The organism is Microbacterium sp. STF-2, assembly GCF_034650155.1.
GTDB lineage: Bacteria > Actinomycetota > Actinomycetes > Actinomycetales > Microbacteriaceae > Microbacterium > Microbacterium maritypicum_A.
Genome location: NZ_JARKMW010000001.1, coordinates 221,668 through 234,051, shown reverse-complemented (window position 1 = coordinate 234,051; position 12,384 = coordinate 221,668). Strand labels below are relative to the sequence as shown.

The 12,384-nt window shown below is 68.9% G+C and carries 10 protein-coding genes; 4 read left to right on the top strand and 6 right to left on the bottom strand.

From position 1 onward, the window contains the following. The first annotated feature begins 111 nt into the window (after positions 1-111). Positions 112-372: a 30S ribosomal protein S20 gene (gene rpsT / locus MicroSTF_RS01125; protein WP_017830351.1), complete on the top strand. Its 261-nt coding sequence runs from the start codon at positions 112-114 to the stop codon at positions 370-372. A gap of 102 nt (positions 373-474) precedes the next feature. Here the strand turns inward: rpsT and holA are convergent, their stop codons facing one another. From holA to MicroSTF_RS01100, 5 genes are all read right to left on the bottom strand, one after another. Next, a complete protein-coding gene (gene holA / locus MicroSTF_RS01120; RefSeq protein ID WP_021198554.1) occupies positions 475-1,512 on the bottom strand; it encodes a DNA polymerase III subunit delta in 1,038 nt (345 codons plus the stop codon). Between the two features lie 61 nt (positions 1,513-1,573). Beyond that, positions 1,574-3,901 (bottom strand): ComEC/Rec2 family competence protein, encoded by a 2,328-nt coding sequence (locus MicroSTF_RS01115; RefSeq protein WP_036330949.1) that lies wholly within the window; start codon positions 3,899-3,901, stop codon positions 1,574-1,576. After that, positions 3,898-4,512 (bottom strand): helix-hairpin-helix domain-containing protein, encoded by a 615-nt coding sequence (locus MicroSTF_RS01110; RefSeq protein ID WP_021198552.1) that lies wholly within the window; start codon positions 4,510-4,512, stop codon positions 3,898-3,900. Before MicroSTF_RS01110 ends, MicroSTF_RS01115 begins: the two co-directional genes overlap by 4 nt. Before the next feature lie 112 nt (positions 4,513-4,624). Continuing rightward, positions 4,625-7,201 (bottom strand): leucine--tRNA ligase, encoded by a 2,577-nt coding sequence (leuS, locus tag MicroSTF_RS01105; protein WP_297558543.1) that lies wholly within the window; start codon positions 7,199-7,201, stop codon positions 4,625-4,627. A 34-nt stretch (positions 7,202-7,235) separates the two neighbouring features. Continuing rightward, the gene (locus MicroSTF_RS01100; protein WP_322952992.1) at positions 7,236-8,561 is read right to left on the bottom strand and encodes an anthranilate synthase component I family protein; all 1,326 of its coding nucleotides are present in this window, start codon (positions 8,559-8,561) and stop codon (positions 7,236-7,238) included. Positions 8,562-8,602: 41 nt separating this feature from the next. Here MicroSTF_RS01100 and MicroSTF_RS01095 point away from each other — a divergent pair, with 41 nt between their 5' ends. The 3 genes from MicroSTF_RS01095 to MicroSTF_RS01085 are packed head-to-tail and all read left to right on the top strand — an operon-like array spanning position 8,603 to position 11,169. After that, positions 8,603-9,274, top strand: coding sequence for a DedA family protein (locus MicroSTF_RS01095; RefSeq protein WP_029260200.1), 672 nt, complete (start codon positions 8,603-8,605; stop codon positions 9,272-9,274). Positions 9,275-9,278: 4 nt separating this feature from the next. Further along, positions 9,279-10,304, top strand: a complete 1,026-nt coding sequence (locus tag MicroSTF_RS01090) for an App1 family protein (protein WP_029260199.1) — start codon at positions 9,279-9,281, stop codon at positions 10,302-10,304. A 1-nt stretch (position 10,305) separates the two neighbouring features. After that, the gene (locus tag MicroSTF_RS01085; RefSeq protein WP_322952989.1) at positions 10,306-11,169 is read left to right on the top strand and encodes a 3-methyladenine DNA glycosylase; all 864 of its coding nucleotides are present in this window, start codon (positions 10,306-10,308) and stop codon (positions 11,167-11,169) included. Between the two features lie 3 nt (positions 11,170-11,172). On the opposite strand, the gene MicroSTF_RS01080 is transcribed toward MicroSTF_RS01085, so the two are convergent. Beyond that, a complete protein-coding gene (locus MicroSTF_RS01080) occupies positions 11,173-12,381 on the bottom strand; it encodes a glycoside hydrolase family 3 N-terminal domain-containing protein (RefSeq protein ID WP_322952987.1) in 1,209 nt (402 codons plus the stop codon). Between the last annotated feature and the right edge of the window lie 3 nt (positions 12,382-12,384).

Below are 12,384 nucleotides of genomic sequence, written 5' to 3'. Positions count from 1 at the left end.
TGGTAGACTCGACTCTTGGCTTGCGTGTGGGTTCTTCCCTCACGACCGCTGTGCAGCAGCCCTCTTCTGCTGCCGGCATTCCGAACACTCCTGTACAGAAAGCGTCCACACGTGGCAAACATCAAGTCGCAGATCAAGCGCAACAAGACCAACGAGAAGGCGCGCGAGCGTAACAAGGCCGTGAAGAGCGAGCTCAAGACGGTCATCCGCACCACTCGCACGGCCGTCTCCGCCGGTGACAAGGCCGCCGCAGAGGCCGCCCTGAAGAAGGCTGCCGTCAAGCTCGACAAGGCCGTCAGCAAGGGTGTCCTGCACAAGAACCAGGCGTCGAACCGCAAGTCGGCTCTCGCCAAGCAGGTCGCTTCCCTCTGAGCCGAAGCTTCTGAGAAAGGCCCGTCCCGTTCCTCGGGGCGGGCCTTCTTCATTGCCTCGGAGCGTCCCGGCAGTCGAATCCGACTGGCCACTCTCGCTCGACTACTCGCCGAACGGCTGACGAGTGGCGATGACGGTGACCATGCGCTCCAGCGCGAAGATCGGGTCGCGTGCCGCACCCTTGACCTCGCCATCGGCCCTGGCAGTGGCCTGGATCGCCATTCCGAGTGACCGCTCGTTCCAGCCGGCGAGATCGCGGCGTGCGCGGTCAACCTGCCAATCCTTCATCCCCAGACGCTGAGCGAGCTGGCGGCTCGGCTCGCGGTTGCCGGCGACTCGTGCCATGGTGCGGAGCTTCATGGCGAAGGCCGCGACCATCGGAACCGGGTCGGCGCCCGACGAGAGAGCATGACGGAGGGCGATGAGGGCCTCGCCGTAGCGTCCGGCGATGGCCGTGTCGGCGACGACGAACGCCGACACCTCGACCCGACCTCCGTAGTACTTGGTGACGATGTCTTCGGAGATGTCGCCCTCGACGTCTCCGATGAGCTGCTGGCAGGCCGCGGCGAGCTCGGTGAGGTCGTCGGCGAAGGCCGAGACCAGGGCTCGAAGAGCCGGTGGCGCGATGCGCTTCTTCGCCGCGCGGAACTCGCCGGCGGCGAAGTCGACTCGGTCGCTGTCGCGCTTGATGGCCGGGCAGGCGATCTCGATACCGCCGCCGTTCCCGGCACGGACAGCGTCGAGCAGCTTCTTGCCTCGCACGCTGGCGCCCGTGTGGCGAAGGATGACGGTCGCGCCCTCCTGCGGGTTGTCGAGATACGACACCGCTTCCTGGATGAAGGCATCGGAGCACTTCTCCACGCCGGAGACGCGGACGAGACGCGGTTCCCCGAACAAGGACGGCGATGTGAGGGAGAGCAGCGTTCCGGGCGCATAATCATCGGCCCGCACGTCACTCACTTCGAGCGCGGGGTCCTCGGCACGGAGGTAGTCGCGAACACCGGCGATCGCGCGCTCGGCGCAGACCTCTTCCGGGCCCGACACGAGCACGATCGGAGCGGGGTGCGGCTCACGCCAGGAGACCTGCGGGATCTTGGTGGGCTTCGCGCCGCCGCGGGAAGGGGTTCGCGAAGCTGCCATGGATCCAGCCTACCGGCGGTCGCCGACATGGTTCCGCTCCTTCGAGGCTGATCCGAGCGGCTCATCCGGCAGGCTTCTCCGTCCAGACCTGCAGTTCGCCGTCGCGAAGACCGAGCAGAATGCGCCCCCGTTCGTCGGTGCGCAGCACATGTGCACCGGTCGCCGCCAGGAGATCGAGGGTCTCGGAACGTGGGTGCCCGTAGTCGTTGTCCGCTCCGACGCTGAACAGCGCCACCCGGGGCCGCATCGCCTCGTACAGACCGGGATCCTGGTCGGCGCTGCCGTGGTGCGCTACCTTGACCACGGCGTACGGCATCATCCTCGCCGTACGCTGCAGCATGCGCTGGGGCGCGGCCGAGAGGTCGCCGAGATAGATCGAGCGGGGCACCTCTCCCCCGTCGAACTCCATCACCACGCTCGCATCGTTGCCATCGGGAAAGGCAGCGGATCGGCGCAGCGGCCAGAGCACACGCCACGCCGCCTCGCCGAGCATCCCCTGCTGACCTTCCGACGCCGCGTGGACGCGTGCGCCTCCATCGACGAGGTCATCGAGGAGACGTCGATCGGCGTCCTCGGCGATCGGACCGTGCATGACCACGTCGACACGACCGCGCACCGCCTCAGCCCCGCCGACGTGATCGAGGTCGAAGTGGGTGAGGACGAGAAGGTCGATGCGCTCGACGCCGAGCGACCGCAGACATGAGGCCAGTGGCTGGGGCTCCGGCCCCGTGTCGATCAAAGCGACCTGAGTCGCCGAGCGCACGAGCACCGCGTCACCCTGCCCGACATCGCACGCCGCGACGGCCCAGGCGTCGGGGGTCGTCGCCGTGGCGAGGGGGCCGTCGAGAAGCGCACGAGAACCGGCGAGCGACAGTACCACGACGACGATCACCGCCGCACCGCGACGTCCCCAGGCAGCCGCCCGCTGCACACGTGAGCCCGGCTGATGCGTGGGGGCACGCATCAGCACGATGGCGATCGCCGCACTCACCACCGCCACCACCAGGGCACTGCCGAGGCCTGGCGGTACCAGGACCTGCGCGCCCGGCAGCTGGGCCGTGGTGGTCGCGGTCATCGCGATCCACGCCGCGGGAAGCCACGCCGAGGCCGTCAGCAGGTCAGCGAGCACCGGCAACGGAGCGGCGAGGCAGGCGAGGAGCCCGATCACCGTCGCGACCGGGGCTGCGGGCCCCGCGATCAGGTTCGCGGCGATACCGACCAACGACTGCTGTTCCGCGAACAGGGCGATGATCGGGCCGCACGCGAGCTGCGCGGAGAGCGGGACCGCGACAGCGAGCGCGACGGGGCGCGGCATCCCCCGAGCCAAGCCGCGCGCCAGAGGTGGGGCGAGCAGGATCAACGCACCCGAGGCGACGACCGACAGCGCGAACCCCGGCGTCGCCGCCAGCCAGGGGTCCGCAACCAGAATCGTGGTGGCGCACAGCGACAGCATCCCGGCCCCGGCGCTCGGCTTCCCCGACAGCACGGAGAGCATCCCCACCGCCGCCATCACCCCTGCCCGGATCACACTCGGCTCGGGAGTCACCAGAACCACGAACCCGGTCAGGCCCACGAGTGACAGGACGACACGCAACCGGCGGCCGCCTCCGCACAGTGCCGTCAGCCAGAAGATCGCGCCGACCACGATCGCGCAGTTCGCTCCGCTGACCGCAGTGAGGTGACTGAGCCCGCTGGTGCGCATGTCGTCGTTCAGCTCGGCGGTGACGGCGCGCGTGTCGCCGACCGCGAGTCCGGGAAGCAGCCCGTTGCCCGGTTCCGGCAGGCGTAGAGACCGTTCGACGAACACGCTCTTGATCGTCGCCGCCGCACCGAAGACACCAGGCGCGGGCGAGATGACCTCGGCGTCGCTCGCGAAGACGACCAACGCTGAGCGCTCCACGGCATCCGTCGCCGATGACTCGCCCACGACCCGAACCGTCGCGCCGAGGTCGAAGCCCTCGGCCGGGACGACCCCCAGGCGCACCGGGGCGGCGGACGCCACCGCACGGCCCGGCGGCCCGAGCGTCGATGTCACCGCCTCGAACCACAGCCGCCCATCGCGTCCGATCGATGCGGAGGACGTCACCTCGGCCGTGATCTCGACCACGCGAGCGTCCCACCCCTTCGCCGCTTCCCGCTCGGGGACGGCGAACCCGACCGATACCGCCGCAGCCGCCATCGCGGCCAGCACGACGACGGCGAGGCCCCCGAGTGCCCAGGACTCTCCATGGCGGTTTCGACGGTGCACGACCGATGCCAGCACGCCTACCGCCCCGAGCCCGCACACGGCGGCGCACCCCCACGCGACCGCAGGGAACATCACACACAGCAGCGCGACGCACCACACCGCCACCGCGAGCGGCACGAGCCGGAGGTCTCGTCCCCTCACACCCTGACCCCGTCGCGCAGGCCTGCGACCAGCTTCTCCCCGATGCCGGGAACCGCCAGGAGGTCATCCACCGAGGCGAACCGGCCGTTCTCCTCCCGCCAGGAGATGATCCGCTCCGCGAGTGCCGGACCGATACGCGGGAGCGTCTCCAACGCCGCCTGATCCGCGGTGTTGAGGTCGATCCGGTCATCGTCCGGTGGCGGTGCGACTTCGCCGGGCCCACCCGCCATGGCTCCGGCTGCCGGCACGACGACCTGCTCTCCGTCTTCGAGCATTCGAGCGAGGTTGACCGCGGCCAGGTCGGCCTCGACGGTCGTTCCTCCTGCAGCCGCCAGCGCATCGACGAGCCGTGCGTCACGATCGAGCACATAGAGTCCGGGCTTCTCGACAGCCCCGAGAACGTGCACGTAAAGGTCATCGGTCGCTTCGGGGCCTGCGCCTGTTCCCGTACTCGTGTCTTCGAGCGGCACCGATTCGACAGGCGCGGCCTGCCCCCGCATGATCCCGAGCCCCACGGCAGCCGACAGCACGACGAGAGCCAGCACCACCGCCGCTCCGATGCTCAGACGCAGTCGGCGCCGAGGTGGGAGGGGTGCCTGCGGAGATTCCATCCGGCCACGCTAGGCGCGGTCGATCCTCCGGCCGGGCGGCATTCGCCCCTGCCGGGGACAACCCCGTGCGAGGAGACTTCCGTGGAGGACAGGCGATCAGCCCGTACGTCGATCAGCCCTTGACGACGAAGCTCACGATCTTCGGAGCACGCACGACGACCTTCACGATCTCGCGGTCGCCGATCGACCGGATCACGCGCTCGTCGGCGCGGGCCAGAGCCTCGAGCTCCGACTCGCCGATACGCGCCGAGACCTCGAGCTGGGCGCGCACCTTGCCGCCCACCTGCACGACGGCGGTGATCGTGTCCTCGATCAGCAGTGCCGGGTCGGCGGAACGCCACGTCACCAGGCCGACGGAAGGCTCGTGTCCGAGGATCTCCCACATCTCCTCCGCCGTGTGCGGAGCGATGAGGTCGAGCATCACGGCGATCGTCTCCGCGGCTTCGCGGACGGCGGGGTCAGCCGCGCCGGCGGCACCGTCGATCGTCTTGCGGGTGACGTTCACGAGCTCCATCAGGCGCGCGACCAGCACGTTGAACTTCGTCTGCTCGACCAGCGCGGGCGCTTCGGCGAGCAGCTTGTGCGTCGCGCGTCGCAGCGCGGAGTCACCGCCGTCGAACACCACGTCGACCGGGCTCGACACCTCACCGGCGATGCGCATCGCGCGCGCCAGGAACTTCTGGGCGCCGGTCGTCGAGACGTCGGCCCAGTCCTTGTCGTCCTCCACGGGACCGGCGAACGCCAGCCCCACACGCAGGGCGTCGGCGCCGTGGGCGTCGAGCTCCTCCTGGAAGAGCACCAGGTTGCCCTTGCTCTTGGACATCTTCTGCCCGTCGAGCAGCACCATGCCCTGGTTGATGAGGTTCGAGAACGGCTCGGTGAAGTCGATCAGCCCCATGTCGAACAGGACCTTCGTGATGAAGCGCGCGTACAGCAGGTGCAGGATCGCGTGCTCGACACCACCGATGTACGAGTCCACCGGTGCCCAGCGCGCCGCCTGCGCCGGATCGAAAGCCACCGTGTCGCTGTTCGGCGAGAGGAAACGCAGGAAATACCACGAGCTGTCGACGAACGTGTCCATCGTGTCGGGGTCGCGCAGCACGGGGTCGCCCGTCTGCGGGTCGGTCGTGCGCACCCAGCTCTCGGCACCGCCCAGCGGCGAGGTGCCCTTGGGCTTGAGGTCGAGTCCTTCGACGCTCGGCAGCCTCACGGGGAGCTTGTCCTCGGAAACCGGGATGATGCTGCCGTCTTCGGCGTGCAGCATCGGGATCGGCGTGCCCCAGAAGCGCTGACGCGAGATCAGCCAGTCACGCAGACGGTAGTTCTTGGCGGCACGACCCGTGCCGGTCGCTTCCAACTGCTCGATCGCACGCGCGATGGCGTTGCGCTTGGAGAGCCCGTTGAGTGCACCGGAGTTGATCATGCGGCCTTCGCCGGTGAGTGCAACGCCCGTGGTGGCGGGGCTCTGCTCCTCGAGCGCGGCGCCCGTGTCGATCGGCACGCCCTCGTCGTCGACCTCGATCACCGGCATCGCGCCCGTGACGGGAGCCGTCGTGTCGACGACCACCTTGACGGGCAGGTCGAACGCACGAGCGAAGTCCAGGTCGCGCTGGTCGTGCGCAGGAACCGCCATGACCGCACCGTGACCGTAGTCGGCCAGCACATAGTCCGCCGCCCACACCGGCAGCTTCTCGCCGTTCACGGGGTTGATCGCATAGCGCTCGAGGAACACACCGGTCTTCGGGCGGTCCGTGGACTGCCGATCGATGTCGGTCTCCTTCTGCACCTGCTCCAGGTACGTCTGGAAGCGCTGACGCACGTCATCGGAAGCACCGGCAGCGAGCTCGGACGCCAGGTCGGAATCGGGTGCGACCACGAAGAACGTCGCGCCGTGCAGCGTGTCAGGGCGCGTCGAGAACACCGTGACCGGCTCCTCACGCCCCTCGATCATGAAGTCGACGTCGGCGCCCACGGAGCGTCCGATCCAGTTGCGCTGCATCTGCAGCACCTTGTGCGGCCAGAATCCCTCGAGCTGGTTCAGATCGTCGAGCAGACGGTCCGCGTAGTCGGTGATCCGGAAGTACCACTGCGTGAGCTTCTTCTTGATGACCTCGGCTCCACAGCGATCGCAGCGTCCGTCGACGACCTGCTCGTTCGCCAGCACCGTCTGGTCGTTCGGGCACCAGTTCACCGGGCTCTTCTTGCGATACGCCAGGCCCCGCTCGTACAGCTTCAGGAACAGCCACTGATTCCAGTGGTAGTACTCGGGGTCGGACGTGTGCAGGACCCGGCTCCAGTCGAACGAGACGCCGTACTGTTCGAAGCCGACCTTCTGCTGCGCGATGTTCTGATACGTCCAGTCCCGAGGGTCGGCACCCTGCCGGATCGCGGCGTTCTCGGCGGGCAGCCCGAAGGAGTCCCAGCCGATCGGGTTCAGGACGTTGTGTCCGCGGTGGCGCCAGAAACGGGCCACGATGTCGGAGTAGAGGTAGTTCTCGGCGTGCCCCATGTGCAGGTCGCCGGACGGGTACGGGAACATCGCGAGCACATACCGACGCGGGCGGGTGTCGTCGTCGCCACCCGTGAGGAACGTGCCGTTCTCCGCCCAGTACTTCTGCCACTTGTTCTGGATGGCGTGCGCCGACGGGGTCTCGTCGTCGGCAGGAGCGGTGGACAGGTTCTCAGACAACGAACGCACGACCAATCTGATGGAAAAAGCGGGATCAGTTCAGGATATCGGAACGCCAGGGCCCGGGCATTCCGGCACCGAGCGCCATGAGCGGTGCCCTCGCCTTGGTCGCGACCTCGGCGACCTCTGAGGTCGCGATCGACCCCCAGGTGATCCCTCCGCCGGCGCCGACCACAGCCTGCTCCCCTTCGATCACGATGCTGCGGATCACCATCGCCAGATCCAGGGTTCCGTCGTCACCGATGTACCCGAAGCATCCGGCGTACACGCCGCGAGGCCCGCCCTCCAGCTCGTGCAGCCGGGTCATCGCCGACAGCTTCGGAGCCCCGGTCATGCTGCCGGCTGGAAAGGCCGCCTCGAGCAGGGCCTCGACCGTTGTCCCCTCGGCCGCCCGCCCACTCACGGTACTCACCAGCTGGTGCACGGCGGGATAGCTCTCGACCACCCAGAGACCCTCCACACGTATGCTCCCGGGCTCGCACACCCGCGAGAGGTCGTTGCGCATCAGGTCGACGATCATGACGTTCTCGGCGCGCTCCTTGGGGTCCGTCGCCAGTTCGGCGGCGAGCGCGGCGTCTTCGACCGGATCGATGCTTCGGGGCCTGGTGCCTTTGATGGGACGGGTACGGATGACTCCGCCCGCGGCATGGAGGAACTGCTCGGGACTGGCACTCAACAGGGTGCGATCGCCGATGCGCAGGAATCCGCCATGATGGGCGGGCGTGGCGGCGCGGAGCCGACGATAGACCTCGACCGGGTCGTGGGCGCCGGCCACGGTGAAGCGCGTGGTGAGGCACAGCTGGTAGGCGATGCCCGCACGGATGAGATCGCGGCAGCGTTCGATGAGTGCGGCGTACTCGCCGGGGTCGTGTCGGGCGACGGCGATACGCGGCGGGTGGTCGGGGTCGCTCATCGAGGAGGGCACGGCTTCCGGGACCCCCACCAGTGCCCGGACATCTGCCGCCCAGTCCTCGACGTCGTTCTCCACGCCGAGCGCCCAGACGCGCTGCATGTCGTGGTCGAAGGCGACGACGCGGGTGGCACGCAGCCAGGAACCGCCCGAGCCGTCTTCCGGACCCGCGACCGGTGCACCGGCGGCGGCGGCACCGCTCTCATAGTCGAGCCACCCCACCCATCCCCCTGTGAACGGCGGCAGCTCAGGGTCGGCAGCGACGACGTCGACGCGCACCTCGCGCGGAAGCGTCGAGCGCTCCCCCGTCCCGACGAAGCTCCATCCGGTGATCGCGTCAGCCCCGGCGTCGAGCCAGAACACATCGGCGGTCCCGGCTTCCAGCATCCCGAACACCGACGACGGCTCCACCCAGTCGGGAAGCGGACGAGCACTCAGCTGTTCGGGCACCTTTCCAGCCTAGGACCGGGTGGCTCCCGTATCCTCATGGGGTGGACGACCTCCTGATCTGGCTCCTCGACACCGTGCAGTCGATCGATCCGGTCGCCCGCACGCTCATCGCCGGGCTCGCCGTGATGCTGGAGACGAGCATCCTGATCGGCCTCATCGTTCCCGGCGACACGATCGTGATCATCGCGTCCATGGGTGTCGCCACTCCCCTGGAGGGCATCGCGATGGGTGTCGCGGTCGTGATCGGGGCGCTGATCGGGGAGAGCATCGGGTTCTGGCTGGGACGCTGGCTGGGCCCGCACATCCGCGTCTCCTGGTTGGGGCGGCGGATCGGCGAGCACAACTGGGTGCGTGCCGAGAACTATCTCGAGCGCCGCGGGGGGATCGCGATCTTCCTCTCCCGCTTCCTCCCCGTGCTGCATTCTCTGGTTCCCCTCACCGTCGGGATGAGCGAGTACCCGTACCGCAAGTTCCTGGCATGGACGGCTCCCGCCTGTGTCCTCTGGGCCACCGCCTATGTGAGCGTCACGTCGCTTGCCGCCGGCAGCTTCCGCGAGCTGGTCGATCGCGTGCACTTCGCCGGGTACATCTTCGTCGGCGTGATCGCCCTGTTCCTGCTTCTGGCTTTCCTGGGCAAGAAGCTGCTGCAGCGCATCGAAGCCCGTCACCTGGAGTCCCCGGAGGCAGAGGCCGACGCCGACGTGAAAGACTGAGGCAATGGCATCGGCTCCCCCAGCCCCCCGGATCCACTGGTTCGCCCGACTCGAACACCGCTTCCATGTCTGGCGTGAAGGTCGTGCGCGCCGTCGTGGCCGTGTCGCGACGATCCTTCCCTTCCCCGGCTACGGTGGTCCCGGATGGGTCCGCGTCGTCGGCCGGGTGCTGATCGTCCCGCCGCAGCGTCGCACCCGAGACGGTGAACCCGCCAGCGTCCGCGGATGGCGCAGCTTCGTCGGCATCCCGGTGGGATTCGCCGCTGTCAGCGTGCACTTCGGCGAGACCACCCACCAGGTCGCGGCCGACCGCGGCGGCGTGGTCGATGCCATGATCCGTGTCGATCTGGAACCCGGCTGGCAGACGTTCACGTTCTCCGTCGAGGGTCAGGCGCCGGTGGAGGCTCGCGCATTCATCGTGGCCGAGGGCACCTCGTTCGGCGTGGTGTCGGATGTCGACGACACCGTGATGGTGACGGCGCTGCCTCGTCCCTTCATCGCCTTCTGGAACTCCTTCGTGCTCGACGAGCACGCACGCCTTCCCGTCCCGGGGATGGCCGTCCTCCTCGACCAGCTGCTCCGCCAGCACCCGGGTGCACCCATGGTGTACCTCTCCACCGGTGCGTGGAATGTCGCCCCCACTCTGTGGCGCTTCCTCGGTCGCCACCTCTTCCCCGCCGGCTCCATGCTCCTGACCGACTGGGGTCCCACTCACGAACGGTGGTTCCGCAGCGGGCGTGAACACAAGCTCACGAACCTGCGTCGCCTCGCGACCGAGTTCCCCGACGTGAAATGGCTGTTGATCGGAGACGACGGCCAGCACGACGAGTCGATCTACAGCCAGTTCATGGACGAGTACCCCGATTCCGTCGCCGGCGTCGCGATCCGTCGTCTGCTTCCCGCCGAGGCCGTGCTCGCCGGTGGACGCGCCGGTCACGAACCGCACTCCGAAGATGCCGCTCCGTGGGTGAGCGCCGAGGACGGCGCCGGTCTTCGCGATCTGCTCGGCGAAGCCGGCATCCTGCACTGACATGACCATCGCCCGCCCGGACTGGACCCTCCGCGAGGAGGCGCATCGTGAACGCGCCGACGCCCTCACCGCGGCGCACCGCGAACGGGCGACGCGGGCGGAGAAGCATCCGGTGTGGGACTTCCTCTTCACCTACTACTCGTACAAGCCCGCGCACCTGCGTCGATGGCATCCGGGGGCCGGTGTCGAACTCGCCGATGCGCCGGAACGCCGCGACTGGCGGTGGTACTCCCCCGGGCGATCGCCCGGCAGCGTCGTGCCGGATGCGGCGGCTTTCGGCGCAGAGAAGACGGAGTTGGCCGCGCTCATCGAGCGCATGCTCCGCCGCACCGCATCCCGCCCCGGACAGTTCGGCTGCTTCGGCCTGCACGAATGGGCGATGGTGTACCGCGCGGACGAGCATCGCCACGCGGTGCCGTTGCGACTCGGGCAGGCGGGCACGGATGCCGTCGTCGAGAATCATGAGCTGCGTTGCACCCATTTCGACGCATTCCGCTTCTTCACCCCCGAAGCGGTCCCCCGCAACCGCACACCGTTGAGCCGCGACGACCAGCCCCTGTTCGAGCAGCCCGGTTGCCTGCACGCGGGGATGGACCTGTACAAGTGGGCGACGAAACTCGGGCCCCTCATCCCCGGCGAACTCCTCCTGGATTCGTTCGAGCTCGCCCGCGACATCCGACTGCTCGACATGCAGGCCGCGCCGTACGATCTCTCGGCATGGGACGTGGCCCCGGTCCGCATCGAGACGACCGAGGGCAAGGCCGAGTACGTCCGTCGGCAGCGAGGGTTCGCGGACCGGGGTGCCGCTCTGCGTGCAGCGCTGCTGAACGCCTGGCTCGGCGACGGAGCTCGCGAGGCGGCCTGAGCGTCAGCCCACCGGTTCGCAGTCCTCGCAGATCGACCAGCGGGCGGTGGCCGCGGCGCTCTGCATCCGGAGCGCGATCACGCGTGTCGCCGCCTCCTCGAGCCGCTCGGGCGGAAGCGTCCCCGCTTCGACCGCCGCTGCGATGCCGGCGACCATCGATCCGGCTGTCTGCGCGTCGGACCCCGCGATCATCAACACGAGGTCGTTCCCCGCAGCGATCGCCGCCACCGCGTTCGTGACCGGGTCGGCATAGGCCGGATCTCCCGAAGACAGCAGCATGCCGAGGTCGTCGGTCACCGCCACCCCGGTGAAGCCGAGCTCGTCTCTCGCGATCTCATGCCACCGCGGCGAGAGGGATGCCGGCAGCGGATCGACCGCCGCGTAGGCGAGATGCCCGTACATCAGCAGCGAGGCCCCGGCGTCGATACCGGCGGCGAACGGCACGGCCGCGGTGCCGCGCCATTCCTCGATTCCCATCGTGGTGCTCGGGATCGCGTGATGAGAGTCACCCGGAGCCGCGCCGTGGCCGGGGAAGTGTTTGAGGGTCGAGGCGACGAACTGCTCCTGCGCGACGGTTGCCGCCGCCACGCGCTCCGCCGCCGCGGCAGGGTCTGTGCCGAGCGCGCGACCGTGGATGAACGAGCCGGGATCGTCCGTGTAGTCGGCGACCGTTCCGAAGTTCACGGTGATGCCCGCTCGCGCCACCAGAGAGCCCCGCGCGGTGAACGCCGCGGACGTCTCGGCGACCGGAAGCCCCTTCAGGGAGGGGGAGGCAGTGAAGCCGTCACCGTGCAGTCGGGAGACGAAGCCGCCCTCCTGGTCCACGGCGATGAGCGGTGGCAGACCGGGATCGACCGTCAGCGCGGCCGTGAGCGCCTGCAACTCCGCTTCGGTCGCGGGGATATTGGCCCCCATGAGGATGAATCCTCCCAGTCCGGACTCCATGTACGACCGAAGGGCGGACTGGTCCGTTCCTGCCACGTGCCCCATCACCACCGTCGCTGCCTGTTCCGCCACGGACATCTCCTGCACCCGCGCCTTCGCACGTGCGGTGAGCAGCTCAGATCCGCTGGTCGACACCGTGGACTCGGGGATGCCCGACGTCGAGGGTGCGCCCACCGCCGACGCTGAGGCGGCCGACGAGACGAAGAGCCCCATCACCGCGGCGAGCGCGAGTGCGCTCGCCGTCCGTCCCCGGCGCCGATTCTCCATGTC

Coding starts and splice junctions, on each gene's coding strand:
- holA (WP_021198554.1), bottom strand. CDS start 1,512: ATGGCAGCTTCGCGAACCCCTTCCCGCGGCGGCGCGAAGCCCACCAAG.
- MicroSTF_RS01110 (WP_021198552.1), bottom strand. CDS start 4,512: ATGGAATCTCCGCAGGCACCCCTCCCACCTCGGCGCCGACTGCGTCTG.
- MicroSTF_RS01090 (WP_029260199.1), top strand. CDS start 9,279: ATGGCATCGGCTCCCCCAGCCCCCCGGATCCACTGGTTCGCCCGACTC.
- MicroSTF_RS01085 (WP_322952989.1), top strand. CDS start 10,306: ATGACCATCGCCCGCCCGGACTGGACCCTCCGCGAGGAGGCGCATCGT.
- MicroSTF_RS01080 (WP_322952987.1), bottom strand. CDS start 12,381: ATGGAGAATCGGCGCCGGGGACGGACGGCGAGCGCACTCGCGCTCGCC.